27 protein-coding genes are annotated in these 26,439 nt (G+C 39.4%); 26 read left to right on the top strand and 1 reads right to left on the bottom strand.

What is annotated here, in order from left to right:
• Positions 1-50: 50 nt before the first annotated feature.
• Entirely contained in the window at positions 51-572 is a 522-nt protein-coding gene (gene pyrR / locus ACGHIY_RS06205) for a bifunctional pyr operon transcriptional regulator/uracil phosphoribosyltransferase PyrR (RefSeq protein ID WP_004696466.1), read from the top strand.
• A 124-nt stretch (positions 573-696) separates the two neighbouring features.
• Here pyrR and ACGHIY_RS06200 read toward each other — a convergent pair whose 3' ends face one another.
• On the bottom strand, positions 697-2,040 hold the full coding sequence (locus tag ACGHIY_RS06200) for a nucleotidyltransferase family protein (RefSeq protein ID WP_118091358.1): 1,344 nt from the start codon (positions 2,038-2,040) through the stop codon (positions 697-699).
• 186 nt (positions 2,041-2,226) lie between these two features.
• Here ACGHIY_RS06200 and ACGHIY_RS06195 point away from each other — a divergent pair, with 186 nt between their 5' ends.
• The 25 genes from ACGHIY_RS06195 to hydG all read left to right on the top strand — a co-directional run bounded on the left by ACGHIY_RS06195 (position 2,227) and on the right by hydG (position 26,339).
• Positions 2,227-2,790, top strand: a complete 564-nt coding sequence (locus tag ACGHIY_RS06195; protein WP_004696462.1) for a hypothetical protein — start codon at positions 2,227-2,229, stop codon at positions 2,788-2,790.
• 3 nt (positions 2,791-2,793) lie between these two features.
• Positions 2,794-3,999, top strand: a complete 1,206-nt coding sequence (locus ACGHIY_RS06190) for an acetate/propionate family kinase (protein ID WP_004698711.1) — start codon at positions 2,794-2,796, stop codon at positions 3,997-3,999.
• A gap of 152 nt (positions 4,000-4,151) precedes the next feature.
• On the top strand, positions 4,152-4,772 hold the full coding sequence (locus ACGHIY_RS06185) for a hypothetical protein (protein ID WP_390525371.1): 621 nt from the start codon (positions 4,152-4,154) through the stop codon (positions 4,770-4,772).
• An 86-nt stretch (positions 4,773-4,858) separates the two neighbouring features.
• Complete coding sequence (locus tag ACGHIY_RS06180) at positions 4,859-5,425, top strand: Maf family protein (protein WP_390525370.1); 567 nt, start codon at positions 4,859-4,861, stop codon at positions 5,423-5,425.
• 172 nt (positions 5,426-5,597) lie between these two features.
• A complete protein-coding gene (gene radC / locus ACGHIY_RS06175; RefSeq protein ID WP_004696456.1) occupies positions 5,598-6,296 on the top strand; it encodes a DNA repair protein RadC in 699 nt (232 codons plus the stop codon).
• Positions 6,297-6,575: 279 nt separating this feature from the next.
• On the top strand, positions 6,576-7,613 hold the full coding sequence (locus tag ACGHIY_RS06170; protein WP_004698656.1) for a rod shape-determining protein: 1,038 nt from the start codon (positions 6,576-6,578) through the stop codon (positions 7,611-7,613).
• Position 7,614: 1 nt separating this feature from the next.
• Positions 7,615-8,532 (top strand): rod shape-determining protein MreC, encoded by a 918-nt coding sequence (mreC, locus tag ACGHIY_RS06165; protein WP_004698531.1) that lies wholly within the window; start codon positions 7,615-7,617, stop codon positions 8,530-8,532.
• Positions 8,529-9,023 (top strand): rod shape-determining protein MreD, encoded by a 495-nt coding sequence (mreD, locus tag ACGHIY_RS06160; protein WP_008714280.1) that lies wholly within the window; start codon positions 8,529-8,531, stop codon positions 9,021-9,023. Before mreC ends, mreD begins: the two co-directional genes overlap by 4 nt.
• Before the next feature lie 19 nt (positions 9,024-9,042).
• Entirely contained in the window at positions 9,043-10,965 is a 1,923-nt protein-coding gene (mrdA, locus tag ACGHIY_RS06155) for a penicillin-binding protein 2 (protein WP_008714278.1), read from the top strand.
• 1 nt (position 10,966) lies between these two features.
• A complete protein-coding gene (locus ACGHIY_RS06150; RefSeq protein ID WP_105086663.1) occupies positions 10,967-11,890 on the top strand; it encodes a P-loop NTPase in 924 nt (307 codons plus the stop codon).
• An 8-nt stretch (positions 11,891-11,898) separates the two neighbouring features.
• A complete protein-coding gene (gene rodA / locus ACGHIY_RS06145) occupies positions 11,899-13,002 on the top strand; it encodes a rod shape-determining protein RodA (protein ID WP_083791376.1) in 1,104 nt (367 codons plus the stop codon).
• A 55-nt stretch (positions 13,003-13,057) separates the two neighbouring features.
• Positions 13,058-14,941 carry a TIGR03960 family B12-binding radical SAM protein gene (locus ACGHIY_RS06140; protein ID WP_390525369.1) on the top strand — a complete coding sequence of 628 codons (1,884 nt, stop codon included), beginning with the start codon at positions 13,058-13,060 and terminating at the stop codon, positions 14,939-14,941.
• On the top strand, positions 14,913-15,608 hold the full coding sequence (locus ACGHIY_RS06135) for a TIGR03936 family radical SAM-associated protein (protein ID WP_316138547.1): 696 nt from the start codon (positions 14,913-14,915) through the stop codon (positions 15,606-15,608). Before ACGHIY_RS06140 ends, ACGHIY_RS06135 begins: the two co-directional genes overlap by 29 nt.
• 34 nt (positions 15,609-15,642) lie before the next feature.
• Positions 15,643-17,070 carry an Rne/Rng family ribonuclease gene (locus ACGHIY_RS06130; RefSeq protein WP_287541265.1) on the top strand — a complete coding sequence of 476 codons (1,428 nt, stop codon included), beginning with the start codon at positions 15,643-15,645 and terminating at the stop codon, positions 17,068-17,070.
• Between the two features lie 27 nt (positions 17,071-17,097).
• On the top strand, positions 17,098-17,676 hold the full coding sequence (locus tag ACGHIY_RS06125; RefSeq protein ID WP_390525368.1) for a manganese efflux pump MntP family protein: 579 nt from the start codon (positions 17,098-17,100) through the stop codon (positions 17,674-17,676).
• Between the two features lie 203 nt (positions 17,677-17,879).
• Complete coding sequence (gene rplU, locus ACGHIY_RS06120; protein WP_004696434.1) at positions 17,880-18,191, top strand: 50S ribosomal protein L21; 312 nt, start codon at positions 17,880-17,882, stop codon at positions 18,189-18,191.
• Between the two features lie 2 nt (positions 18,192-18,193).
• Positions 18,194-18,508 carry a ribosomal-processing cysteine protease Prp gene (locus tag ACGHIY_RS06115; RefSeq protein WP_008601403.1) on the top strand — a complete coding sequence of 105 codons (315 nt, stop codon included), beginning with the start codon at positions 18,194-18,196 and terminating at the stop codon, positions 18,506-18,508.
• Between the two features lie 12 nt (positions 18,509-18,520).
• Positions 18,521-18,805: a 50S ribosomal protein L27 gene (rpmA, locus tag ACGHIY_RS06110; RefSeq protein ID WP_004696430.1), complete on the top strand. Its 285-nt coding sequence runs from the start codon at positions 18,521-18,523 to the stop codon at positions 18,803-18,805.
• Positions 18,806-18,959: 154 nt separating this feature from the next.
• Positions 18,960-19,616, top strand: coding sequence for an ATP-binding cassette domain-containing protein (locus ACGHIY_RS06105; RefSeq protein WP_060919192.1), 657 nt, complete (start codon positions 18,960-18,962; stop codon positions 19,614-19,616).
• Positions 19,613-20,377, top strand: coding sequence for an ABC transporter permease (locus ACGHIY_RS06100; RefSeq protein WP_060919191.1), 765 nt, complete (start codon positions 19,613-19,615; stop codon positions 20,375-20,377). Before ACGHIY_RS06105 ends, ACGHIY_RS06100 begins: the two co-directional genes overlap by 4 nt.
• Before the next feature lie 296 nt (positions 20,378-20,673).
• Positions 20,674-21,696, top strand: coding sequence for an iron ABC transporter permease (locus ACGHIY_RS06095; protein WP_060919190.1), 1,023 nt, complete (start codon positions 20,674-20,676; stop codon positions 21,694-21,696).
• A gap of 1 nt (position 21,697) precedes the next feature.
• Positions 21,698-22,696: an iron ABC transporter permease gene (locus ACGHIY_RS06090; RefSeq protein ID WP_060919189.1), complete on the top strand. Its 999-nt coding sequence runs from the start codon at positions 21,698-21,700 to the stop codon at positions 22,694-22,696.
• A 14-nt stretch (positions 22,697-22,710) separates the two neighbouring features.
• On the top strand, positions 22,711-23,520 hold the full coding sequence (locus ACGHIY_RS06085; protein ID WP_390525367.1) for an ABC transporter ATP-binding protein: 810 nt from the start codon (positions 22,711-22,713) through the stop codon (positions 23,518-23,520).
• Position 23,521: 1 nt separating this feature from the next.
• The gene (locus tag ACGHIY_RS06080) at positions 23,522-24,610 is read left to right on the top strand and encodes an ABC transporter substrate-binding protein (protein ID WP_316708500.1); all 1,089 of its coding nucleotides are present in this window, start codon (positions 23,522-23,524) and stop codon (positions 24,608-24,610) included.
• A 310-nt stretch (positions 24,611-24,920) separates the two neighbouring features.
• Positions 24,921-26,339 carry a [FeFe] hydrogenase H-cluster radical SAM maturase HydG gene (gene hydG, locus ACGHIY_RS06075; RefSeq protein ID WP_077708570.1) on the top strand — a complete coding sequence of 473 codons (1,419 nt, stop codon included), beginning with the start codon at positions 24,921-24,923 and terminating at the stop codon, positions 26,337-26,339.
• The last annotated feature ends 100 nt before the right edge of the window (positions 26,340-26,439 follow it).

The following is a 26,439-nucleotide window of genomic DNA, read 5'->3' as shown; positions in this document are numbered from 1 at the left end:
TTATTTGGATATAGGGGCATAGAACAATCCTATGCTGTAAGGGCGTATATATGGAAAAGAAACGCTTATTAATGGATCAAGACGCTATAATGCGTGCGATTCGTCGTATTAGTCATGAAATTTTAGAACGCAATAAAGGTTTATCTAATGCGTTAATTGTAGGTATTGAACGGCGTGGTGTCATTTTGGCAAAACGTTTACAAGCGGAAATTGAGCGTATAGAAGGTATTCATATTGATTGTGAGTCTTTGAATGTTGCAGTGTATCGTGATGATCGTGATGCTCGTCCTAAAGAGGGGGAACCGTGTACGATTGATACAACGGAAAAGACAATTATCCTTGTAGATGATGTTTTGTATACGGGCCGTACTATTCGTGCTGCTTTAAATGCATTAATGACGGCTGGCAGACCAAGATCTATTCAATTGGCCGTCCTCGTCGATCGTGGTCATCGTGAATTGCCTATACGAGCGGACTATGTAGGTAAAAATATTCCTACATCACATCTTGAAAGTGTACGCGTTGCCGTCGCTGATCTGGATGGTGAAGAAGGGGTTACAATACAGGAATAATCTGTATTGTAACCCCTTCTTCTTTTTGAGTATTACTATATAATAAGATGATTAACTTAATAAAATTAAATTATTTGACTCTTATATTTATGTGCAGAATGTTTCTACCAGATTGTAGTTCTGCTTATTTTATGTATTGTGGCGTATAGGTGTAGTCCATATGACCCATTCGTTTAACTTCATTATGTAAGCATAAGGCTTGTATATCTGTAGCTAATGTATCAATTTGATGCATCGTTTGTCCCAACGTATTTAATTCATTAGGTGCTTTGGCCCATTTTTGAATAAGTGGTATTTCAAAATCATTTCGAAGCCATTGACGACCTCTATCGTTGAAGGCCAGTAAACGAGCATATTGTGGCGATTCCTGTATAGCACTTTGTAGTAAATCTTTTTGTATTCCTAAGGTGAGATAGGCTCCCATTCGTTGTAAACGGGCATAGGTATAGCGCTTTGATTTTATTTGCTTCATAACCAGGTCCCACGTAGGTTGTTGGGCCGCTTTGGACCATAAGTGTTCAATGCCTTCACTGAACTCTCCAAAGCTTTCTAGCTCCTTAGTTGATGTACGACGACTTAAGGTATGGACCATATCATAGTAGCGGTTATAGTTTACATAAGCACCATTAGAAATTATATTAGTCATATCGTCTGCAATAGTCTTAGGAATGATTGACTGAAGTTGTAACTCTATTTTACTATTTAGTGTATTTAATTTTGTTAATGTAGTTGCAGTTGAATTTGAATTTGAAGTTGTATTTGTATTTGTATTTGTATTTGTACTTGCACTGGTCGTTGTATCTATATCTGTAGAAGTGTAGATACTATTTTTATTACAATTGTTACTACCTGTAGCCATATTTGTTATAAGTTTACGCAATGCTGTACCAGAAGGAAAATCTTTTGTAATATTCGCGTCGTGATGATCTGATGTGCGTAAGATTGGTATATATTTTAAGGAAGGATAATAGGTAAGTCCTGCCCGAATATATTCAAGTCCTAACAGTGCATTAGGGGTGTTGAGCATCTCTGTATTAAGGGCTTTACGGAAGGCAGAGCCATAGGACATACCTTCGTTAATATAGGTCCGTAATACTGTTTGAGTACTTTCACAATCCATACGTTTAGTTATATCAACGAGTGTATCTAGATCAGCCGTTTCAGAACCAAAGGAGAGTGCATCGATATGTAAAGCTTTTACCATGCGAATAGCACCTGTTCCAAACAGTTGTGCACTACCCAAAGAATAGAGTGTAGGTAGCTCGATAACGATGTCTGCACCACCGAGAATAGCCCAACGAGCACGGTCAAATTTAGAAAAAATAGCAGGTTCTCCTCGTTGTACAAAGGAACCACTCATGATACAAATGCGCAGCGCTTCAGGATGCTCTTGTGCTAAGGTATGTAATTGATGCGCATGTCCATTGTGAAATGGATTATATTCACAGATGATACCGATTGTTTTCATAGTGACTCCTTTCATTATTGTTAGTGTAACAAAGCGAAGAAATGCTGTAAATAACATTTCATGATATCCATATAAAAGGTCTGGTTATAGAAATGATGTTATGTGCAAATATTAAGTTTAGTATAGATTTTCTTGACACTATAGGCTATAATTAACTGTAAATGCTGAATTGATGTGAGGTATATGATGAAACAAAATTGGAAACGTACATTACAAGGGGCTCTGCTCGGTGCTGTGCTGCTAGCAATGGCGGGATGTGGCTCTACAAATGTAATGGATACATATAGTTTTGGCCATCAAGTTATCCGTGCTGGTCAATCTGAAATTACCATTGCTTTGCCTTATGAAATGGGTAAAAGTACAAAAAATATGTCTGATAAGGGGTATCCAATCGATATTTATGGATCTGTTACAGAACATATGGTAATTGAGGTTGAGGCTTTACGGCCTGGTGAAAATAAACCGTTACCTACGGTAGATGAGTATATTAATCACAGTAAGTCTGAATTTGCTAAAGTAGGCGCGACCATCAAAGAAGAGTCCGTAGCATTAGAAGGTGCATCTGCTAAAAAGCTTGATGTTACTGTTACATCGCAAGGACAAATATTTAGAATTTCTCAATACGTATTCTTAGATCATGGCGTATTGTGGAATATAGTCTACCAATATCCTGAAAAGGATCAGGTAGGTGCTGATATCAGCAAAGAAATTCAAAACAAGATTCAAGTTACACAACAGAAAGAGGGTTAATCGATGAACGTATTAGTAGTTAACTGCGGTAGTTCTTCTTTGAAATATCAATTACTTGATATGACAACTGAAACAGAATTGGCAAAAGGTCTTTTTGAAAAGATTGGTGATCAAGATGCTATCTTCACTCACAAACGTCCTAATGCAGATAAATTAGAACGCATTGAACCAATTTTGAACCATAAAGAAGCGCTTCGCATTTTGCTAGATATTTTAGTTGATGCTGAATTTGGTGTTATTTCTTCCATGGATGAAATCGATGCTGTAGGTCACCGTGTAGTACACGGCGGTGAAAAATTTGCTGATTCCGTATTGATTACTCCAGCAGTTATGGAAGCATTGGAAGAATGTGCTTCTCTTGCACCATTGCATAACCCACCAAACATTCAAGGTATTGAAGCTTGTGAAGCTATTATGCCAAATGTACCTCAAGTTGCTGTATTTGATACTGCATTCCATCAAACTATGCCAAAAGAAGCATATATGTATGCGCTTCCTTACTCTTATTATGAAGATTATGGTATTCGTCGTTACGGCTTCCATGGTACATCCCATAAATATGTAGCGCAACGTTGTGCAGAATTAATGGGTAAACATATGACTGATCTTCGTATTATCACATGCCACTTGGGTAATGGTTCCTCTGTGGCTGCTATTAAAGGTGGTCGCTCCATCGATACTACAATGGGCTTCACTCCATTGTCCGGCTTGATTATGGGTACTCGTACAGGTGATATTGACCCTGCTATCGTTCCATTCTTGATGGAAAAAACAGGTATGACCTATGAAGAAATTGATAGAGTTATGAATAAAGAATCCGGTGTTTTAGGGATTTCTGGTGTATCCAATGACTTCCGTGTGATTGAAGAAGCTGCTGCTAATGGCAATAAACGCGCACAATTGGCATTGAATATGTTCCATTACAAAGTTCGCCGTGTAATAGGTGCCTTTGCTGCTGTTATGGGCGGTGTAGATGCTATCATCTTTACTGCTGGTATTGGTGAAAACGGTATTGGTAACCGTGATGCAATCTGTAACGGTTTGGAATATTTAGGTACTCGTATTGATTCTGAACGCAATAATGTTCGTGGTAAAGAACAAGAAATTAGTGTTGAAGGCTCTAAGGTTAAAATCTTCGTAATTCCTACAAACGAAGAAATCATGATTGCTCGTGATACTCAACGTATTACAGCAGCGTTGAAAAAATAATATAGTTCGCATCTGAACTGAGTGACTAATAGAGTCATAAAACCCCGTCTATATCTTGGATATAGACGGGGTTTTTGTAGTTTTTATGCATAGAATATCTTATAATAGGATGTATAGTTATTAATTAGTGATTTCTTTAAAAGGGGTAAAGCATGACAGTATTATATGAAGAAAAATCTCAGCGCACCAGAAGTGCAGAGTTATTGGTAGTATTTTTTGTGATTTTATTGTTGTGTGCAGCAGCTTATACAACGTATCGCAGTATTCAATTACATACGGTTTTATTAGCTGAGTATTTTATTGAAATCATGGCCATCATTGTTATGGTTAAACAGGCTGTTAGTAGATATACATATATTTTGACAGATACAAAGCTTGTGATTGAAGAGAACTCTATCTTTAGAAATCGTCATTTTGAAGTAGATTATAACATGATTGATGGGGTGTTCAAGTTTGAACGTGAGTTGTTGACAAATATTAAATACCGCTATAAATATAGAAAATGTTCTACCTCTGACCCGCGCCCGATTTGGTCTCTTGTGTATTCTATTGTAGATGGAAATAAAGTTAAAAATGGTCGTTTGCTGTTGAAAGCCGACGATAGATTCTTTGAAATATTAGAAGAGCATGTGCCTGGCCGTATTCGTGTGCCTCAAGCGGATATTATATTTTATGCAGCGGTGCGAGCTGATGCGGTAAAACATGGGGAAGATGTACAAGAATATTATGAAAGATTAATTTCTTCAAAAGAAGATAAAGGAACAACTATGTAAGGGATGGTAAGTTCTGGGGGATAGGCAGGATAGTTTAGTTATACCAAGAATTTTATGTACAAGTTTTTTAATACGAAGGAGCGTATATGGCTGGATTATATTTGGCGAGTCAATCACCACGTAGAACTGAATTATTAACACAGGTTGGGATTGATCATACTGTTGTATCCAGTACTTATGAGGAATCTAATGAGGGTTACGACAACCCTATTGAAATGGTGAAAGCCCAAGCATTAGGTAAGGCTCGTTGTGCTGTAGGTGTTCCAGACGGAAGTATTGTGTTAGGCGCAGATACTATTGTTGTCCTTGATAATAAAGTATTAGGAAAGCCACATGATGAATCCGATGCACGCCATATGTTGGAGCATTTATCGGGTAGAGCACATTCTGTAATCACTGGAGTCGCGTTACTCATCAAAGGGGAGGAGATAGTTTTTCACAATGAAACAAAAGTATATTTTAAACAATTAGCACCCTTTGAAATTGGGTCTTATATTGCTAGTGGGGAACCGATGGATAAGGCTGGAGCTTATGGCATCCAAGGAAAAGGTGCATTATGGGTAGATAAAATAGAGGGCTCTTATACTAATGTGGTAGGGTTACCAGTTGAACATGTATACGAGGAACTGTGCAAGGCGTTAGGGGCAAAATAGTACTAGCGTATTAGACAGATAGTGATATAATTGGCTGTGCTGTGCTGTGCTGTGCTGTGCTGTGCTGTGCTGTGCTGTGCTGTGCTGTGCTGTGCTGAATAATTTTTAAGAGAGTAGATGTGTTTATTGTTTGATTTACAAATGGTGTTATCTATTTGAATGGAGAGATTCTATGGAAGTACCAACAGTAAGTGTAAAAGATATGCTACCATTCCAGCGCCCGCGAGAAAAATTTCTCGCCTTAGGCCCTTCACATATGGCGATGGAGGAGTTGTTGGCTATTTTATTGCGTACAGGGGTAAAGGGGCAATCTGCGATTTCTTTGGCAAGTGATATCGTACAATCCTTTGATGATGGCGTATATGGTCTTAACCGAATGACCGTAGATAATCTAACCAAAATCAAGGGTATTGGTAGAGATAAAGCAGTGACGCTATGTGCAGCACTTGAAATGGGTAGGCGTCTAGGGGAGCTTAAGATTAAAGAGACTTATGAAGATTTTTCGCAACCTTTTGTAATAGCTCAATATGTGATGGAACGACTGCGGCACGAAGATGTGGAACATGTGTGGGCTGCCATGCTAACATCTCGAAATAAGCTTATTCAGTTGGAGCATATCTCTAATGGTGGATTGGTATCAAGCCTTGTAGAGCAAAGAGCAGTATTTAAAAAAGCTATAGCATGCAATGCGGCGGCTATTATTCTAATCCATAACCACCCGTCAGGTGATAGTAGACCAAGTGATGAAGATATACGGCTAACGAAAATGTTTGTTAGTGCTGGTCAATTTATGGGGATTCCTGTACTTGATCATATTGTTATAGGGGATAATGAATTTACGAGCCTCAGCGAAATTGGTAAATTGAGCTGAGCCTAAATAAACTGAACAAAGCCAAGTAAGATTATTAAAAGCACTCATTTTGAACTATACCTAATTTTGACGCATGGGTAAGTTCCTATAAATGAGTGCTTTTCCTTATTGTGTATGAGATTATATGTATGAAGTTATGTAATTTTTATGTATGACTTATGAGTACAGGGATTATGCGTTATCTGTGCTTTTAACAAAAGGAAAGGTACTGATATCAATGGAAAAAGTCGCGTTATATATGGTAAAATGGAATGATGATGTAATGAAGGAGAAATTACTATGAGTTCCATTTTACCTACTCTAGGAAAAGATGTAAGTATAGATATTGGTTCCATACAAACGCGCCTCATGGGGGGGACGCGAGGGACTGTTATAAGCGAACCATCGATTATAGCAACTGATACAAAACAAGAAAAAGTAGTAGCCGTTGGTGATGAAGCGGCGCGCCTCGTATTGCGCATGCCCGATATGTGGCGTCCGTTAACGCCTTTAAAGGATGGATTTATCGTTGACTATCGTGTTATGCATACTATGCTTAGCTACTTTCTTAATAAGGTGTCTAATGCGTTGCGTCGAGCCCGCGTTGTCGTAGGGGTTCCTTGTGGTATGACCGATGTTGAGCAACGAGCTATGATGGATGCTGTTATTCAAGCTGGTGCTCGAGAGGTATTCCTCATTGAACGACCTGTGGCAGCTGCTATTGGTTGTGGTGTGCCTATCTTTGAAGCGCAAGGATCTATGGTTATTGACATCGGTGGTGGCACTATTGATATGGGGATTGTTTCTTTAGGTGGTATCGTAGATAGCAAAACAATTCGTTTTGGTGGTTCTGATATTAATAATGCCTTATTGCGCTATGTGCGTGAGTGTTTTGGCGTTATCGTATCTGATGAGACCATATTAGATATTAAGCATACATTAGGTACAGCTATCGCTCCTTTAGAGGATGCAGAGTATGCCTTTCAGGGGCGCGATATGATGAACGGCTTAGGTAGACGTTGTGTGATTCATCAATCTGAAGTGTACCAAGTTGTAAATGAATGTTTGATAGGACTCTTGGATGAGGTTAAGCAAATGATTCGTGCTACGGCACCAGAAATCGTGGCTGATATTATGCAACATGGCATATGGCTTACTGGCGGTACGGCAAGACTATCTGGCTTAGCGGATCGGATTGGTACTGAAGTAGGTGTACCTGTTCACGTTCCTGAAGCACCTGAAACAAAAGTTGTGGTAGGCCTTAATGGGGCCTCATCTGATTTGGTGAGCTTATCGCGTTTTATTGTAAATTCTAAGAATAGAAAGGGCCGAGACTAGCATGATACAGTCAGATAAAAAGTTAATTATCATCGTTGTCATTGGTTGTATCCTAATGGCATTGCTCGGCTTTGCGTGGAAGCAACGGACTAGTATTCCCTTTGTTACGGTTACCCTTGAAGGAATTACAACGCCTTTCTCTTATGGGTCAGCTCGTTTATTAGAGGGCGTCCAAACTAGCTTTACAGTACTTAATAATGCTATTTTCTCTACTATCGAACGTGAAGAGGAAGCATCTCGTAAAGCTACATTGGAACAAAAGGTAGTTAACTACGATGAAGTAGTAGCAGAGAATATTCGCCTTCGTCAGCTTTTAAACTATAAGAGTAGCCATCCAGAATTCTCCATGACCCTAGCAGGTATCATTACAAAGGATTACGGTACTTGGACAAATACTTTCACCATTGATAAAGGGAGTGAAGAAGGTATGGCAGTTAATATGGCTGTTGTTGTACCTAGTGGTGTCGTTGGTTTTATTACAGATGTATATCCGCATTCTGCTCGCGTTCAAACCATTCTTGATCCGCGTAGCGCAATAGGTATCCTTGTACAACGACCTGAATCTCGTTTGTCTGGCGTTGTAAAAGGTAATGGCAATACACCTCGTACACCATCTATGGTAAATATTGCTCGCGATGGTGATGTATTGGTAGGTGATAAGTTGATTACCTCTGGATATGGAGGCATTTATCCGAAAGGTCTACCTGTTGGCAACGTGCAATCTATCGAAAATGATTCGGAAGGATTTGTTAAAAATGCGGTAGTCACACCGAGTGTAGATTTTCATCGTTTAGAAGAAGTTTTTGTGCTTACCTCGTCTTCTCTAAGTGCACCACAAAAACCAGAACTTGAACCTAAACTTGTGCCTCAAACACAACGAGATCAAGTAGAGGGTGCAAAGGGGGCCGTTAAACAATGATGCGTCTAGCTTTAGTTCTCTCTGGATTTTTAATATATTTTATACAAGCGCAATTATTGCCTACTATTTTTCATACAAATTGGTTACCAAACTTAATTTTGACGATAATTGTTATGATTACTTTATTTAAAGGTCGTCGTATGGGGCTGATATCCGCTGTTGTTGGGGGTATCGTACATGATGTATTGATATCTAACTTTTTTGGGCTCCATCTATTCCCTTACGTAATTGTGGTATACCTACTATCTGCCGTAAAGCATCGTATCTATGAAGAACGCTGGTATTGGTCTAGCGGTATAGTAGCTATTTGTACGCTACTAGATGGCGTTATTCGTAGCTTTATGATATTAGCTAGTGGTGGCGATTTGCACTTTGGACTATACTTGTGGCATATGGTATTACCCGTGATGTTCTGGAATGGCTTGTTAGGCGCTATTGTGCATGGTTTGTTATGGCGTAAAGATGATGAACAACAAGGTTATATTTGGTAAGGATTAAGGGGGTGAAAGAGTGCTTGAAGGCCTCTATAAACGAAGAAAAACGAATCGCTTTGATGTACTCTTTTACATTGTAGCCGGCATATTTATAGTCTTGGCATTACGCCTGATGTCGTTGCAAATCTTGTCTGGTGGTTATTACCAAGCTAAGGCAGAAGGCAACCGTTTGCGCATGGTATCCATGACAGCTGCTCGTGGTATTATGTACGATCGAAATGGTCAGATCTTAGTAGGTTCTAGACCGGCATACACTATCTCCATTTTGCCTACGGGGAAGGCTCTAGACGAAGGTGAAGTTGCTAAGTTGGCAACTTTGCTGAAAATTAAACCAGAAGATATTACAAAAAAGGTAAATGATCATAAATATGGTTATGAGCCAATTCGTATTGCTAATGATATTTCTATGGATGTAGTTACAAGCATCGAAGAGCATCGTCATGAATTACCAGGTGTTACCATAGATGTAGAACCACTTCGCTATTATCCATATGAAACGATGGCTTCTCAGCTCTTTGGTTATGTGGGTGAAGTGAGCGAAGAAGAATTAGAAGAGCTAAAACAGCAAGATCCAAATACCCTTATTAGTGGTGGTACTATTTTAGGCCGTTCTGGTCTTGAAAAACTATATGATTCCATCTTGCGTGGTACTGATGGTGGTAAACAGGTAGAGGTTGATGCTACAGGCCGACCGGTTGCGGAGGTAGATAGAAAGCATACAGTGCCTGGATCTAATATCCATTTGACAATAGATGCAAATCTACAAAAGGCTGCTGAAGAAGCTGTTAAGAACCAATTAGAACAGTTGCGTGCCCAAGGCATTCCAGCTCAAGGAGCTGCTGTAGTAGCAATGGATCCAAATACGGGTGCCATTTTGGCCATGGTCAGCGCCCCTGAGTTTAATCCTAACTGGTTTGCGAAAGGGATTACAACGGCACAGTGGAATCAATTGAATAACGATAAGAATCATCCATTTGATAATAAGGTTATTTCTGGTGAATATCCACCAGGTTCTCCGTTCAAGATTATTACAGGTACGGCGGCTTTAGACCTGAAAAAGGTTACCCCTGAAGAAATGATTTTTGATAGTGGTAAACATTGGCTTATCGATAAACGAAATGCAGAAGGTGAAGCATTAGGGTGGCTTAACTTTAATAAAGCTCTTGCAAAATCAGATAATGTTTACTTCTATGAAATGGGCAATCGCGTTGGCATAGAAGGACTTGTAAAATATGCTGGCTACTTTGGTATTGGCGAAAAGACAGGCATCAATCTTGTTGGTGAGGCCTCTGGTAATATGGCAAGTCCTGCTTATAAACGCAAAGTGTATGATGAAGATTGGTATTTAGGTGAAACCTTTGATGCGGCCATAGGTCAGTCTTTTACTTTGGTGACACCATTACAAATGGCTGTTATGCTCAGTGAAGTAGCAAATGGTGGCATTAAATACCGCCCATATGTAGTGAGCCGTATTGATAATAAGGATGGCACGCCAAAAGAAATCTTTGGCCCAGACAAGCTCGGTATCTTACCTGTACCAAAAAATATTATGGATCTTGTTCGCGAAGGCTTGCGTGATGTTACTAATGAAGGTGGTACAGCAGGGGAGTTGTTTAAAGGATTCCCTATTGATGTAGCTGGTAAAACAGGTACTTCAGAGAATGCACATGGCAGAGATCACGGCTGGTTTGTAGCCTATGCACCATATGATAAGCCACAAATTGTAGTGGTTGCACTTGTTGAGCAAGGTAGCTTTGGTGCGGGCTCTGCAGGGCCTATCGTACGAGATATATTGGCTGCGTACTTCAATGTACCAGTGAATAAGAAATCTAATGATACAAATAGTAAGAGCAATAAGGAAACTGCTACGGGGACAAGTATTAATAAAGGGCAAAAACCTCAGAATGCGGTAACTAGTGGACAACCAAGAAAGGATTAGTATGGGCGAGATAATCGGCGTTGTATCCGGTAAGGGGGGCGTAGGTAAGACTACGATTACCGCTTGCTTGGGTTCAGCCTTAAGCAATGCAGGGCATCACGTATTGCTCTGTGATGGAGATTTTGGATTGCGCGATTTAGACCTTGTGTTAGGAGTGGCAAATGAAATTATTTACGACGCATTAGATGCGAGCGAAGATAAAGACTATATGGATGATGCCATCGTATCAATTGCTGAAAACTTAGATTTTCTACCAGCTAGCCAAAGTGCTCGTTGGGAAGATATAGGTCGTAAAAAATATAAAAAATTAGTTCGTCGCCTCTCTGAGACATATGACTATATTTTAATTGATGCTCCTGCTGGTATCGGTAAGGGCATAGAGTCTATTTTAGAATTAGTAAATCGCTGCATCGTGGTGACGCATCCTTTATGGGTGTCCTTACGTAATGGGGCGCGCATGATTCAAGTATGTCAAGAACATAATATTCGTGATTATGCTATTGCTTTTAATGCAGTACCTATCGATGGAGAGAATATCAATTTATATGATATGTTAGAAGTCCTTCGCGCTGAATATGTAGGGGCTATAATCCCTTATGATGAGGATATTTTGACCTATACACAAGATGGTCGTTTGTTAGAATTTGTTTCTAGCGAACTAAAAGCTATGTTAGCACCTCTTGTTGATTATGTAACTACCGGTGAGTGTTGGGAAGACTACGATGTACAAAAGCACTTCGATGCTTATGTAACTAAGAAAAAAACATCGAAGGAGCAAGATAGTACACCAAGTCTTGCAACAGTAGGTGAGTCTATTTTTGAGGATTCTAACAATGTTCATTACATTAATCGTGGCGGTTGGACCACGCAACGCTTATTGGTGCAAGGGAAACAAAGCTTGTGGCGCCGTAGCAAGTTGAAATAGGTGATATGATGTGGCGTAAAATATGGACAGATAGCGATTGGACTATCATCATATGTACTATATTACTTGTCGGAATTGGTCTTACAGCTATTGGTAGTGCTACCCATGTGAATCATGAGGCTATCGGTTTTGGTAGTTTAGTGGTAAAACAACTCGTATTCTTTTTAGCAAATATAGCTGTCGTTATAGGCATGCAATTTCTAGATTACCATCGCCTTAAAGGGTGGGGGAATATGATTTATGTGATTACCATGCTTATGTTAATTGCAGTTATGGTAGTTGGTACCTCCGCACTAGGTGCACAGCGTTGGATTCAACTGGGGCCAATTACTATTCAGCCTTCAGAGTTTTCTAAACTATTGATGATTATCTGTATGGCTAAAATGTTAGAACCGCGCATTGGCAAGTTAGATACTTTTAAATCCCTATTGATGCCAGTGTTATATGTAGGGATTCCTATCCTTCTCGTATTCTTACAACCTGACTTGGGGACATCCCTCGTATATATTGCTATATTTGTAGGGATGCTCTTTATATCTGGTATCAAAACTAAGCTTATAAAAATTATTGCGAGTGTGGCTTTACTCTTGATGCCTTTGGGCTGGTTTGTACTGAAAGAATACCAAAAGCAACGTATTCTAGTATTTTTAAATCCAGATATCGATCCCTTCGGTTCTGGCTATCATATTATTCAATCTAAGATTGCCATCGGGTCGGGTATGATTTTTGGTAAAGGTATCTTTAATGGTACTCAAAGTCAGTTGAACTTTTTACCAGAAAATCATACGGACTTTATCTTTTCTGTAATCGGCGAAGAATTTGGCTTTGTAGGATGCATTGTAGTATTGCTATTATTGTTTATGCTTATTTATCGCAGCATTCAAGTAGCATATACCTGCAATGATAATTTCGGTATGTTATTAGCAACGGGTATTGGTACGATGTTTGCCTTTGAAGTGCTCGTAAACGTAGGCATGACGATTGGTATCATGCCTGTAACGGGGATTCCGTTGCCATTCCTTAGCTATGGTGTTAGTGCGCTAACAACTAATATGCTGAGCATTGGCATTTTATTAAATATTGCTAGACAGCGGACAAAATATATATTTTAATATCCTTTCATAGGATTGATTGTGAAAGAAGTCTTTCATTAAAGACGGAGGATGTATGATTCAATTAGATACGTCATGGTTACAACATGTCCAAAAGCCCGCTCGTTACACGGGCGGCGAATACAATAGTATCGTGAAAGATCACAGTACTGTTGATGTAACTATGGCTTTAGGTTTTCCCGATGTGTACGAAGTGGCCATGAGTCATTTGGGCATCAAGATTTTGTATGGTCTCGTAAACCGTCGTGAAGATGCGGTAGCCGAGCGCGTATTTGCACCGTGGCACGATATGGAAGAGGAAATGCGCAAGCGTAATATTCCATTATTTTCCTTAGAAACACGTACGCCTATTAAAGACTTTGATGTGTTAGCATTTACGCTTCAATATGAAATGAGTTTTACTAACATTTTAAATATGCTCGATTTAGCAGGCATTCCTATGTATGCTAAGGAGCGTGATTTAGATTTTCCACTGCTTGTATGCGGTGGCCCTTGTGCGTATAATGTAGAGCCTATTGCTGATTTCTTTGATATCGTATCCCTCGGTGAATCCGAAGAGTGGGGCGATGAATTCATCGACTTATTTAAAGCAGAAAAAGCCAAAGGCTTCCCAGGTGGCAAAGAAGGCTTTTTGCGTAAAGTAGCCCAAATTCCTGGCACATATTGCCCGGCTTTATACGATGTAGAATACACCGAACAAGGCGATTTTAAATCGATTACGCCGCGTTTCGAAGACGTACCTGCAACCGTTGAGAAACGTATTATAGAGGATGTAGAGAATGTATTCTATCCAACAAAGCCTGTTGTACCGTTCCTTGATATAGTGCATGACCGTGCTGTATTGGAGTTATTCCGTGGCTGTACGCGTGGTTGTCGTTTCTGTCAGGCCGGTATGCTCTATCGTCCGGTTCGTGAAAAGACGCCAGAACGTTTGTTACAGATTGCTAAAGATACAATTGCCAATACGGGGTACAATGAAATATCCTTGATGAGTTTGAGCTCTGCGGACTATTCTAAATTGCCTGAACTCGTAGATATGCTCATGGAAGAGTTTAAAGATAAACAAGTTAGCGTTAGCTTACCGTCATTGCGTATTGATAGCTTCTCTATCGATATTGCGAAAAAGGTACAGCAAGTGCGCAAGAGTGGTCTTACCTTTGCTCCTGAAGCAGGTACGCAACGGATGCGTGACGTTATCAATAAGGGCGTTAGTGAAGAAGATTTGTTGGCCGCATGTACTAATGCCTTCAAATCAGGATGGAACACGGTTAAATTGTATTTTATGATGGGGCTTCCTACAGAAACAGACGAAGATTTGGCTGGTATTGCAGATCTTGCGTACAAGGTGCTTGACTTGCACCGTGATATTACAGGCAAACGTAATGGCTCTGTAACGGTGAGCGTATCCTTTTTCGTACCAAAAACACATTCTCCATATCAATGGTATGGTCAACAAGATGTGGAGGAAATTCATCGCAAACAACGTTACTTGAAGTCTCTTATCAATAATCGTAACATTTCCTACCACTACCATGATGGTTATACTGGTTACATGGAAGCCGCTTTTGCTCGTGGGGACCGCAGATTGTCTAAAGTTCTCGTAGAGGCTTGGAAGGCAGGTTGTAAATTCGATGGTTGGACCGAGTTCTTTAACTATGAAACTTGGTTGAAAGCATTTGCTGACTGCGGATTGGATCCTGCATACTATGCACGTCGCACCCGTGATTTTGATGAGCCTTTGCCTTGGGATCATTTAGATTGCACTGTAAGTAAAGCTTTCTTAAAACGCGAGTGGGAGCAAGCGGTAGCAGCTAATCTTACAGGCGATTGTCGTCGAGCTCCATGTAAGGGCTGTAATGTATGTCCAGAGCTCAATACAGCTATTATTGACTATAAGGAGGGTGGCAGAGTTGAAAAAGTTACGTTTGGCCTTAAATAAGGGCGAAGAATTACGATTCCTGTCACACCTTGATTATGCTCAAGCTGTAGAGCGGATGATACGTCGAGCAGAAATTAAAATGGCGTATTCTGAAGGGTTTAACCCTCACATGAAAATTAGCTTCTCCTCTGCACTCGCCTTAGGCGTAACCGCAGCGGCTGAATATATCGATATGGATGTGCTTGAAGAGGACAGTTTAGAGTCCATTATGGACCGTTTAAACCGTGTAGCGCCTTCTGGTCTTGAGGTTCTAGATGGTAAAGAAATGCCTGAAAAGGTGAAAAAGATGATGGCCATCTGTAACTTTGCTATCTATGAGGTAACAGGCCCTGTGACAGATGAAAATGCTGATTGGGCTGCGTTACTCAAACCTTTTAATGAAGCAATGGAAATTTCTTATGAAAAGGTAACACCTAAGAAAACTCGTACCATTGATGTAAAAGAGTTTGTAAAAGAACCGATCGTAGCCTCTGTTAAAGAGGGTATGGTGACCCTTACAATGGGCATCGGCATTTATCCGCAAGGCACGATTAAACCTAGCGAAGTATGGAATCTAGGGAAGGATCAGTATAATTGGCCTATTACAACTAGCTACGAAATTCATCGTAAAGCAATTATGGTAGAAAACGAAAAAGGCCGCTATACGCCTTTAGAGATTAATTACTAATTATAATTTAGATGACAAAGAAGGGAGGGATAGGATGCATAAAATTTTGGTCAATGTTATGCGTGAAGAAATTCGTATGGCTGTTATCGACGAAGAAGGCCAGCTAGTGGACTTTGTCTTGGAGCGTACCGATGAGTCTCATATGGCAAATCATATGTACAAAGGCACAGTAAAGAACGTATTAAATGGTATGCAAGCGGCCTTTGTTGATATTGGGGGCTCTCAAAATGCGTATTTGAACCTTCAACAAGGGAAGGAACAGAAAATTTTGCCACGCCTATCTGTGGGGCAACAAATTCTCGTTCAAGTAGTGAAAGAAGAAATGCTCGGTAAAGGTGCCCGCGTGACTGCAGACGTCAGTTTGGCTGGTCGTTATATGGTACTATTACCATATTCTGAAGGCATGCATATTTCTAAGAAAATTACAGACGAAACCATGCGCAGTAAACTACAAGAATTGGCAACTCCTTATGTACAAGAAGGTTGCGGTTTTATCATTCGTACTGCAGCAGCTAAGGCCAGTGCCGATGAAATCGGTCGCGATATGGAGTATCTGTGGCGGACCTGGCAACATGTGTTGAAGCGCTTTAAGGTGGCGAAGAGCGGTACTGATTTATATAGTGACGCGGATTTCTGGTTCCGCCTTGTACGGGACTATGCGCATCGCAATGTAGAGGAAATTATCGTCGATTCCGATATGGGAGAATCCCGATTGCTGGACCTCTTAGGGCATGGACCTACGTCACAACAAATTAAAGTAACACGTCATCGTGATAGCACACCGATTTTTAAAGCAAATCACATTGAACCTCAATTGGAAGATCTTATCTCTCGCGATATTAATCTTCCTTCTGGTGGTTCAATCCGTATTGATCATACTGAAGCTCTTACCGTGTTTGATGTGAACTCTGCTCATTATACTGGCAAGTCTAATAAGCTGGAAGATTTAGCTTTCACAGTCAATAAAGAGGCGGCAAAAGAAATCTGTCGTCAATTGCGTTTGCGCGATATTGGCGGTATTATTGTGGTCGATTTTATTGATATGAAAGATAAAGAGCATCAACAAGAATTGTTAAAATTGTTGGGGGTACAAGCTAAGTTAGATAAAATGAAAACTGTTGTATGCGGCATTAGTTCGCTTGGCCTCGTAGAGATGACCCGAAAGCGAGCTCGCCAAGGTTTGCAAACCTTGATGTTTGATACATGCCCTCAATGTGGTGGTACGGGCTATATGTTGTCAGGGCGTACTGTATATATGCAGATTGTGCGTCGTATCCGCGAGTTATTTAAATCGGGACGTATTAAAACAGATTTAGAACTCGAAGTTCATCCGGAGGTAGCTCAGTATTTAACAAAGGCTGTTCTCGAGGATTTAGGTGAGTCTATAGGGCGCAAGATTTCTATTGTGGTAAATCCACAAATTAGCCGTGAAGGGTATTCCCTGATGGCTGTCACTGAATAATATGTAGTTTGTTTATAGAGGAGTACCGTGTCTGTATTTGAAATTATATTAATTAGTATAGGCCTAGCGATGGATGCCTTTGGTGTATCTATCGGTAAGGGGCTGACAATGCCTGTAGGTGAGAATGGTCGCAAGGTAACCTTGGCATTTCTTTTTGGTTTGTTCCAGTTTCTTATGCCTCTTATTGGTTGGCTCATCGGTCGTCAATTTATCGATGTGATTGCTGATTGGGACCACTGGATTATCTTTGGACTTCTTGGTTATTTAGGTATCGCTATGATCAGAGAGGGACTTAGCGATGATGATGATGAAGATGACGATGATAAGCAATTCTTGGGTGTCTGGGAAATGATGATGCTCTCCGTAGCGACTAGCCTTGATGCAATGGCTGTAGGACTTACCTTTGCATTCTTACCTATTAATGTATGGAAAGCATCTACGATGATTGGTGTTATTACCTTTGGTATATCTTTAGTGGGTGTTTACTTAGGTAAATTTATGGGCCGATTTGTTGGAAAATATGCAGATATAGTAGGTGGAGGTGTATTGATCCTCATCGGTACAAAGATACTTTTACAACATCTTGGGATTATTGGAGAATTTTAAGGTATATATATATGTGAAAGTGTTAGAAACTGAGCGGATTCTGTTGATTTTTGTTTGACATGACTGTGTAAATAGGATATACTATATCAGTATTAGTTCGGTTTACTGAACTTTGCAATCCGCGTGAAGCAGGTTTAAACGCCCGACCGAAGTTCGGGTCGGGATACCGAATTCAGCGAGTTCGATAACAAGGAGGTGTTCTCATGTACGCAATTATTAAAACTGGTGGTAAACAATATCGCGTTGCTGAAGGCGATGTAATTACTATCGAAAAATTGGAAGCAGCTGCTGACGAGTCCGTTACATTCGAAGAAGTTTTGACTGTAGTGAATGACGGCGACGTTAAAGTTGGCGCTCCTCTTGTAAACGGTGCAAAAGTTACAGGTACAGTTCTTGAGCATGGTAAAGGTAAAAAAATCTTAGTATTCAAATACAAAGCTAAATCCAACTACCGTCGTCGTCAAGGCCATCGTCAACCGTTCACAAAAGTTCGTATTGAATCTATCCAAGCTTAATTATGGTTTCCATTGGAATCCAGCGGAATAGTGATGGCCAAGTAGTTGGTTGTCATATGTCCGGTCATGCAGGATATGATGAACATGGCTTCGATATCGTATGTGCCGCAGTGTCCGCCTTGTCGGCAACGGCAATGTTAGGACTCACCCAAATTGCTCGACAAGAAGGGGAGTATACGAATAGCGAAGGTCAATGTGATATAGTTCTCTCTGGTACGATTAATCAGAGTGGACAGGATATTCTGGGGACTATGCTTCTCGGTTTAGAGGAAATTAGCCGTCAATATCCAGAGTTTGTCCAAATTCACGAAATATAGGAGGTGAACTTAATGTTTACTTTTGATTTGCAATTGTTCGCACATAAAAAAGGTGTGTCCAGTACTCGTAACGGTCGTGACAGTGAATCTAAACGTCTTGGTGTTAAATGCCATGATGGTTCCATCGTAAAGAGCGGTAACATCATCGTTCGTCAACGTGGTACTCACTTCCACCCTGGTACTAACGTAGGTATCGGTAAAGATGACACTTTATTTGCACTTGTGCCTGGTAAAGTAGCATTTGAACGTGCTGGTCGTTATAACCGTAAAGTTAGCGTATACCCTGTAGAAGCTTAATTTTATAAGACTATTAATCCCTAGTGGTTTCCACTAGGGATTTTTTGTTGCTTATTTTTGTTTATTATGGTGTAAGTTGTATTGGTATAATATAATATAGTTTAAAGTGATTATTAAATATATCATAGAGTCTTGAAATATGATCGGAGGCATTATGGCACTATTAGAGTTATCTAATATATCCTATGTTGTAAAAGAAAAGTCTATTATCCGTGATGTATCTCTATCTGTACATGAAGGAGAGTATCTCACTATTGTAGGTCCTTCTGGTAGTGGTAAAAGTACACTTTTAAAATTATGCAGTGATTTAATTAGCCCTACCTCAGGGATTATTACTTATAATGGGCGTGATTTAGCCACTATAGATCCAGAAAGTTATCGTAAAGAGGTTGGTTATTGCTTTCAAAGACCTTACTTGTTTGCAAAAACGGTGCGTCGTAATATTTTGTTCCCTTATGATATTCGAGGTATGGAACCTGATATGATTCGTATCAAATATCTTTTCGATTTACTTCATATGCCTATCGAATATCTTGAGCGCCGTAATGATGAATTATCTGGTGGAGAAATGCAACGGATTTGTCTTATTCGCAGTCTTATCTTTGAACCTAAAGTATTGCTTTTAGATGAGGTAACCTCTGCATTAGACGCTGTCAATACGGCTATTGTAGAACAGGTAATCGGTGAGCTCCATAAAAATGGAATGACCATCATAGCAATTACACATAGTGAGGAACAAAGCCTACGCATGTCTAATCGTCGTATTACAATTGTAGATGGATCATTAGCTAAAGAGGAGGTATTACGATGAGTCAATTTCATGCTATTTCAGCCACGTCATTATGCCTTGCATCTACATTAGTTATTATCAGTATGTTTATGTCCTATCAGCAGGAGTTGAAGTTAGAGAAAGATATTTTTATAAGTGCTTTGCGGGCTACCATACAGTTATTTGTTATAGGTTTTATTTTAGCTTATATTTTTAGTACCGAAAGTCCTATATTTATAATTGGTTTATTAGGATTTATGGCTATCAATGCGGCCTATAATTCTTCTAAGCGGGGAAAGGGAATTCCTTATGCTCTGTGGATTTCTTGGTTTGCTATAACCGTAGGTGCAAGTATTACTTTAACGATTTTGCTTTTAACGGGCGTGCTTAATTTTACTGCTTATCAAGTGATTCCTGTTGGTGGTATGGTCATTAGTGGTGCTATGGTAGCGATTGGGCTTTGTTATCGGCAAATGCTATCAAATTTTGAATTGCGTCAACAAGAGGTAGAGATTAAACTAGCGCTAGGAAGTACACCTAAGCAAGCGTCAAAAGCCATCGTGCGAGATGTTATAAAGACTGGATTGCAGCCAACTGTGGATAGTGCTAAGACCTTAGGAATTGTGGCTTTACCAGGGATGATGACAGGTCTTATTTTAGCGGGGATGCCCCCGCTTGAAGCTGTAAAATATCAAATGATTGTGACATTTATGAGTTTATCTACCATATCGATTGCTTGCTTTATTACTTGTCAATTAGCGTATAGAACATTTTTTAATAATAGAAATCAATTAAATAGGTAAGCTTAGTACCTTAAATATATTTTTATAGTACATCAAATTAGAATATTTAATCAAAACTTAGAGTAGTAACCTTAAGGTTACTACTATTTTTTATATAGTAAGAAATATTTTTGTATGCTTATAGGTATACAAATTGATGGATATAATTCTGTATAGTTATAAAGGTTTACTTATATTGTTGTTAATATTGCATTATTTCTATAAATGATATTGAGATTTATTATTGAAAAAGATAGAAGAGTGTTGATATAATATATCAGTAAATTCTATAGTATTTTGTATTGTAAGGAGTTTTTATGAGCAATTATGATGTAGAAACAAGGGGAGGGCGTGCAGCTAAAACTACGCTACTAGGTATATTAGCCTTAGCTATTTTAATTGCCACATCTCTTGGTTCACTCTTCATTGGGATACGCTATATCAGCATAGATGATATTACTCTATCCTTTACCAACTATGATCCTAATAGTATAGGACAGATGATCGTTCAAACATTGCGCCTGCCACGTATGATAGCAGGTATCGTTGTAGGTATTAGCTTTGCCGTATCAGGTGCACTGATGCAAGGTGTTACCAATAATTCTATGGCAAGTCCTTCTATTTTGGGGATTAATGCAGGTGCTAGTTTTGGTCTAGCTGTTGGAATGATTTTATTTCCTTATTTAACCTTAAATGGAAGTATTTTATTTTCCTTTGCTGGGGCTGCGTTGGCAACACTATTTATTTTAGCTCTTGCTAAACGCGTAGGTGGTAAAGCTACCCCTGTATATCTTGCACTTGCAGGTACGGCTATTAGTGCAGTATTTGTAGCTGTTACACATATGCTTGTTGTGTACTTCCAAGTAGCACAAGAATTAAGCTTCTGGACTGCCGGCGGTATAAGCGGTATTCGCATGGAACAAGTATTACTCGTATTACCTTGGACTATTGTTGGTATTCTTATTGCTATGTACGTATCAAAATCTGTTACGCTTTTAAGCTTTGGTGAAGAGGTGGCGATTGGTCTAGGTAGTAATTTAAATCGCGTCCGTGTGTTATCTGGTTTGACAGTACTTATTCTTAGCGGTTCTGCTGTTGCTCTAGCCGGTCCTATCGGTTTTGTAGGTCTCGTCATTCCACATATAACACGTAAACTGGTGGGCATCGATTATCGACTAGTAATTCCATTCTCTGCACTTTTTGGTGCGGTTCTTGTTATGATTGCAGACGTTGTGGCTCGTATCATAAATCCTCCATTTGAAACACCATTAGGTGCCATTACTGCGCTCGTAGGGGTTCCATTCTTTATTTATTTAGCAAATCGTAAGGGAGGGAAATAAGATGAAAAAACGCTTTTTTGCCTACTCTTTCGTTATGACACTTATATTATTAGGTGCTATATATGGACATCTTCATACAGGATTTAGCGATATGTCTACATCTGATCTTATTCGCATTCTTTTTGGCGGTGGTAATGATGTAGAAAATCTCACGGTTTTTGATTTTCGTTTAGTTCGTACCATCTTGGCTGTATTTATTGGTATGGGCCTTGCTATGTCTGGTGCGATTTTCCAAACTATATCTCGTAATGAATTGGCTAGCCCAAGCTTGTTAGGCGTAAATGCTGGTGCTGGCTTAGGTGTAGTTCTTTTAGTGTATTTTGCAGGTTCTACAACGGCGTGGGGGATTTGGACATTACCAACTGTTGCCGTAGCTGGTGCTGTTGTGGCAGCGCTTTTAATTTATCTTTTATCTTGTCGAGGCCGCGATATTATTTCGCCATATCGTTTAATCTTAACAGGTATTTCTATGAGCGCAGGGTTCCATGCATTGCAAGTCTTACTCGTAACGCGTTTGGACCCTAATAAATTTTATTTAGTTAATACCTGGACAATCGGTACCATTTCGGGTAATACCTGGGAGCACGTATGGGTGCTTGTACCAGTTGTCATTGTATTATCACTTATTCTCTATGCTCGTTATATGGAGTTAAATTTATTAAGCTTAGCTGATGAAACGGCGATTGGTCTTGGCGTACATATAAATCGCTCTAGATTCGTATACTTAATTATTGCAGTTCTTTTATCTGGGTTCTGTGTAGCTATCGGTGGTAGTATTGGTTTTGTAGGGCTTATTTCCCCTCACATTGCACGTCGTTTAGTTGGTGCCGACCATGCGTATTTCTTGCCGTTAACAGGTCTAATTGGCGCTATTTTAGTGGTCACTGCCGATTGGATTGGCCGAGCCATTATTGCGCCTGACGAAATCCTCTTAGGCATTATTGTAGCCTTAATCGGGGCACCATACTTCTTGTATATTTTAGCGAAAACAAAAGCGTAAAAGGGGAGATATAAATGAAATTAGAAATTAATAACTTAACCACAGGTTACGGTGATACAAAAATTATAGAAAACTTGAATCTTACAATTCCAGAAGGTAAAGTGACCGCATTGATTGGTGCTAATGGTTGTGGTAAGTCTACATTGTTAAAAACAATTTGTCGTATTATTCGTCCCATGGATGGTGATGTATTATTAGATGGTAAGTCTATTGGTGATTACAATAGTCGTGAATTAGCGAAGAAGGTTGCTATTTTACCTCAAAATCCTACAGCACCTGGTGAAATCACTGTTCGCGAACTTGTTATGTATGGACGTGCACCGCATCAAGGTAGCCTTTTTGCTCGTACTACAAAGGAAGATAAAGAAATTGTAGAGTGGGCTTTAAAAGAAACTGAATTACTATCATTTGCAGATCGTGGTATTACGCACATGTCTGGCGGTCAACGCCAACGCGCATGGATTGCCATGGCTATCGCTCAAAATACAGACATTCTATTCCTTGACGAGCCTACTAGCTTCCTTGATGTATCTCACCAAATGGATGTATTACATTTAGTAGAGCATTTGAATAAAGCTTATAACAAAACGATTGTTATGGTTATTCACGAACTTAATGAAGCCGCTCGTTTTGCTGATAATTTAGTTGCCATGAAGGATGGAAAAATTCAATACGAAGGTACGCCTCATACTATCTTCCATAATGAAATGTTGAAGGATGTATTTGGTGTAGATTCTACAATCATGAATGACCCTAAGACAGATCGTCCGTTCTGTATTCCTTATTCTATGAAAAATTATGGCCATACGGCACGTGAGGTGTAGTATGAAGCGTTTGTTAATTTCTGGTCTTTTGGGGGCTTGTATGCTCATGGGAATTGCAGGATGTGGTCCACAGGAAAATGGTATGACTCATGAAGCTATCTATGCTAATCTTGATGATAAGGTAAAAACAGCCCTTGAACGGTCAAATGATCCGAAAGACATTGATAAAGAGTTTAAGAAGCGATTAACGGCTATCCAAAAGGCAGCAGATAAAATTGTTACTGTTGAAGGAGATAAGATTATTGTCACTCATAAGCTCGGGACAACAGTTATGCCCAAAGAACATAAACGTATCGTGGTTGTTCGGACAGAAGATCCTATGATTGCATTAGATGAATCTTTTATAGGGGCAAATTTTAATGAAAAAAGCTATCTTTATAATGAATTAAGTAATCGTAATGTTCAAAATTTTAGTATTAATGATGAAACAAAGACTATCAACTATGAGCAGATTCAGGCTTTAAAACCGGATTTGATTATTATGCGTGACTCTTATGGCAAAGCGGCATATAATGCACTTTCTAAAATTGCTCCAACCATTTCTGTCAACGTAAATAAGGAAGAAGTTGCACTACTAACTATTGCTAAAGCACTTGGGGTCCCTGAAAAAGGGGAAGCTCGTTTGAAAGAATATTATTCACAGGCTAAGAAAACACGGATAGCTTTAGCTGAACATATGCAAGGGGAAACCGTAGCTTTTCTAAGAATTTTAAATAAAGAAATACGATTGTATCCGTATATGAAAAGCGATTTGAATGTCTTTATGGCTGAATTACTTAATATTAAACCGCCTGATATGGTATTAGAAACAGAACTTAACCCTACGAACAATGCGATTTCTTTAGAGCGATTACCCGATCTTGATGCAGGCTATTTAATCGTTTCTGCTGGTTACGGTGCTTCTAGTGCTAATAATCAAGGTGTAGCAGACCAACGATTGGCAAATCTTAAAAAAGATGAGTTGTGGAAAAATTTGCCTGCTGTAAAAGCCGATCATGTATTGCAAGTGGATAGTACTTTGTGGATGGCCCATGGTATTATTGCGAAAGAACGTGCTATGAAAGAGCTGTATGATACATGGGGAAAATAGGACTAAATACATTTGTAATATATAGTTAGTACTATTATGTAAGGGTTTATCTCGTGTAAAAATACATACATACATTTTAGTCATGTTCGATATAGATAATCGATATAGATTAGAAACTCCCATGATATAAAGGTTGCTTCCTCTTATGAGGTGGCAACCTTTTTGCATGTATCAAATTCCTGTGCTTTTTAGTAGGAATAGTGGTATACTATGTACAGTATCAGTGAAATACCAGAAGACTGGTTGTCATATACTTTCATAAACCTAAAGAGGGGTGGCATTGCCACTAGAAAGATTTGAGGTAAGTACTATGTATGATGTAAAATCTCCAAAGGCGGAGGAATTTATTTCCCATCAGGAAATCCTTGACACACTTGCCTATGCAGAGGAAAACAAGGAAAATAGGGAGTTGTTAGATGCTATTTTAGCGAAAGCTGCTACATTTAAGGGATTAAACCACCGAGAAGCAGCAGTTCTCTTAGAATGTCCGTTACCTGAATATAAGGAAAAGCTTTTTGCTTTAGCAAAGGAAATCAAGAAGGCTATCTACGGCGACCGTATTGTTCTATTTGCACCGTTATACTTGTCTAACTATTGTATCAATGGATGTGTGTATTGTCCGTACCACTCCAAAAACCGCGATATTAAACGTAAAAAATTAACGCAAGACCAAATCAGAGAAGAGGTTATTGCGTTAGAAGCGATGGGCCATAAGCGTATTGTAATTGAGTCTGGTGAAGATCCTCTTAATAATCCACTGGAATATATTTTGGAATCCATCAAGACGATTTACAGTATCAAAAATAAAAATGGTGAAATCCGCCGTGTAAACGTAAATATTGCAGCTTGTTCCGTTGAGGACTACAAAAAATTACATGAAGCTGGTATTGGCACGTATACATTATTCCAAGAAACATATAATAAAGAAAACTATGAAGCTTTACATCCTACAGGCCCTAAGAGCGACTACGCCTACCATACAGAGGCGATGGACCGCGCTATGCAAGGTGGTATTGATGATGTAGGCATCGGAGTTCTTTATGGTTTGGAACATTATAAATACGATTTCGTTGGTTTGTTGATGCACGCAGAACATTTAGAGGCTGTGTATGGGGTAGGTCCACATACTATTTCTGTACCTCGTATTTGTCCAGCGGATGATATCGATGTAGATGATTTCAGTAATGCTGTACCTGATGATGTATTTGAAAAAATTGTTGCTCTTATCCGCGTCTCCACACCGTATACAGGTATGATTATGTCCACTCGTGAAAGTCAATCCATGCGTGAACGTGGCTTGGCATTAGGTATCTCCCAAATTAGTGGTGGATCTCGTACTAGTGTAGGTGGTTACAAAGAAGAAGAAAAGCCAGAAGATAATACGGCACAATTCGATCGTAGTGATACGCGTACATTAGATGAAATCGTTAACTGGTTGCTAGACCTTGGGTATGTTCCAAGCTTCTGTACTGCTTGTTATCGTGCAGGTAGAACTGGGGATCGATTCATGGCTCTTGCAAAATCCGGTCAAATTCACAACTGTTGCCAACCTAATGCGTTGATGACATTGAACGAATATATCATGGATTACGGCAATGATGAAACTAAGGCTCATGGTTCTAAGGTTATTGAACAACAGTTAGAAAATATCAAAAATGATTTAGTTAAAGATAAAGCTAAAGCTTATATTGCACAGATGAAAGACGGCGAACGGGACTTCCGGTTCTAAGGAATTCACTGATATGGAGCCTCCTATTGATAATAGGAGGCTCTTTCTTGTTGAGAAAATAGCAAGCTTTAAATGAGAATAAAATATATAAAATAGTTTA

Origin of the sequence: Veillonella parvula, from assembly GCF_042850485.1 — a bacterium.
In the GTDB taxonomy this organism is placed as follows: Bacteria; Bacillota; Negativicutes; order Veillonellales; family Veillonellaceae; genus Veillonella; species Veillonella parvula_Q.
The sequence above is the reverse complement of the archived record's forward strand: the minus strand, read 5'-3'. Positions and strand labels throughout refer to the sequence as shown.

Excerpts from the sequence above, each read along its gene's own strand:
- ACGHIY_RS06180 (WP_390525370.1), top strand. The coding sequence starts at position 4,859 with ATGGCTGGATTATATTTGGCGAGTCAATCACCACGTAGAACTGAATTA.
- ACGHIY_RS06100 (WP_060919191.1), top strand. The coding sequence starts at position 19,613 with ATGAGTCAATTTCATGCTATTTCAGCCACGTCATTATGCCTTGCATCT.
- ACGHIY_RS06090 (WP_060919189.1), top strand. The coding sequence starts at position 21,698 with ATGAAAAAACGCTTTTTTGCCTACTCTTTCGTTATGACACTTATATTA.
- mreC (WP_004698531.1), top strand. The coding sequence starts at position 7,615 with ATGATACAGTCAGATAAAAAGTTAATTATCATCGTTGTCATTGGTTGT.
- ACGHIY_RS06190 (WP_004698711.1), top strand. The coding sequence starts at position 2,794 with ATGAACGTATTAGTAGTTAACTGCGGTAGTTCTTCTTTGAAATATCAA.
- ACGHIY_RS06185 (WP_390525371.1), top strand. The coding sequence starts at position 4,152 with ATGACAGTATTATATGAAGAAAAATCTCAGCGCACCAGAAGTGCAGAG.
- hydG (WP_077708570.1), top strand. The coding sequence starts at position 24,921 with ATGTATGATGTAAAATCTCCAAAGGCGGAGGAATTTATTTCCCATCAG.
- ACGHIY_RS06140 (WP_390525369.1), top strand. The coding sequence starts at position 13,058 with ATGATTCAATTAGATACGTCATGGTTACAACATGTCCAAAAGCCCGCT.
- ACGHIY_RS06150 (WP_105086663.1), top strand. The coding sequence starts at position 10,967 with ATGGGCGAGATAATCGGCGTTGTATCCGGTAAGGGGGGCGTAGGTAAG.
- ACGHIY_RS06200 (WP_118091358.1), bottom strand. The coding sequence starts at position 2,040 with ATGAAAACAATCGGTATCATCTGTGAATATAATCCATTTCACAATGGA.
- ACGHIY_RS06130 (WP_287541265.1), top strand. The coding sequence starts at position 15,643 with ATGCATAAAATTTTGGTCAATGTTATGCGTGAAGAAATTCGTATGGCT.
- ACGHIY_RS06170 (WP_004698656.1), top strand. The coding sequence starts at position 6,576 with ATGAGTTCCATTTTACCTACTCTAGGAAAAGATGTAAGTATAGATATT.
- ACGHIY_RS06080 (WP_316708500.1), top strand. The coding sequence starts at position 23,522 with ATGAAGCGTTTGTTAATTTCTGGTCTTTTGGGGGCTTGTATGCTCATG.
- ACGHIY_RS06195 (WP_004696462.1), top strand. The coding sequence starts at position 2,227 with ATGAAACAAAATTGGAAACGTACATTACAAGGGGCTCTGCTCGGTGCT.
- ACGHIY_RS06115 (WP_008601403.1), top strand. The coding sequence starts at position 18,194 with ATGGTTTCCATTGGAATCCAGCGGAATAGTGATGGCCAAGTAGTTGGT.
- rodA (WP_083791376.1), top strand. The coding sequence starts at position 11,899 with ATGTGGCGTAAAATATGGACAGATAGCGATTGGACTATCATCATATGT.
- ACGHIY_RS06095 (WP_060919190.1), top strand. The coding sequence starts at position 20,674 with ATGAGCAATTATGATGTAGAAACAAGGGGAGGGCGTGCAGCTAAAACT.
- rplU (WP_004696434.1), top strand. The coding sequence starts at position 17,880 with ATGTACGCAATTATTAAAACTGGTGGTAAACAATATCGCGTTGCTGAA.
- pyrR (WP_004696466.1), top strand. The coding sequence starts at position 51 with ATGGAAAAGAAACGCTTATTAATGGATCAAGACGCTATAATGCGTGCG.
- ACGHIY_RS06105 (WP_060919192.1), top strand. The coding sequence starts at position 18,960 with ATGGCACTATTAGAGTTATCTAATATATCCTATGTTGTAAAAGAAAAG.
- mreD (WP_008714280.1), top strand. The coding sequence starts at position 8,529 with ATGATGCGTCTAGCTTTAGTTCTCTCTGGATTTTTAATATATTTTATA.
- ACGHIY_RS06085 (WP_390525367.1), top strand. The coding sequence starts at position 22,711 with ATGAAATTAGAAATTAATAACTTAACCACAGGTTACGGTGATACAAAA.
- radC (WP_004696456.1), top strand. The coding sequence starts at position 5,598 with ATGGAAGTACCAACAGTAAGTGTAAAAGATATGCTACCATTCCAGCGC.
- rpmA (WP_004696430.1), top strand. The coding sequence starts at position 18,521 with ATGTTTACTTTTGATTTGCAATTGTTCGCACATAAAAAAGGTGTGTCC.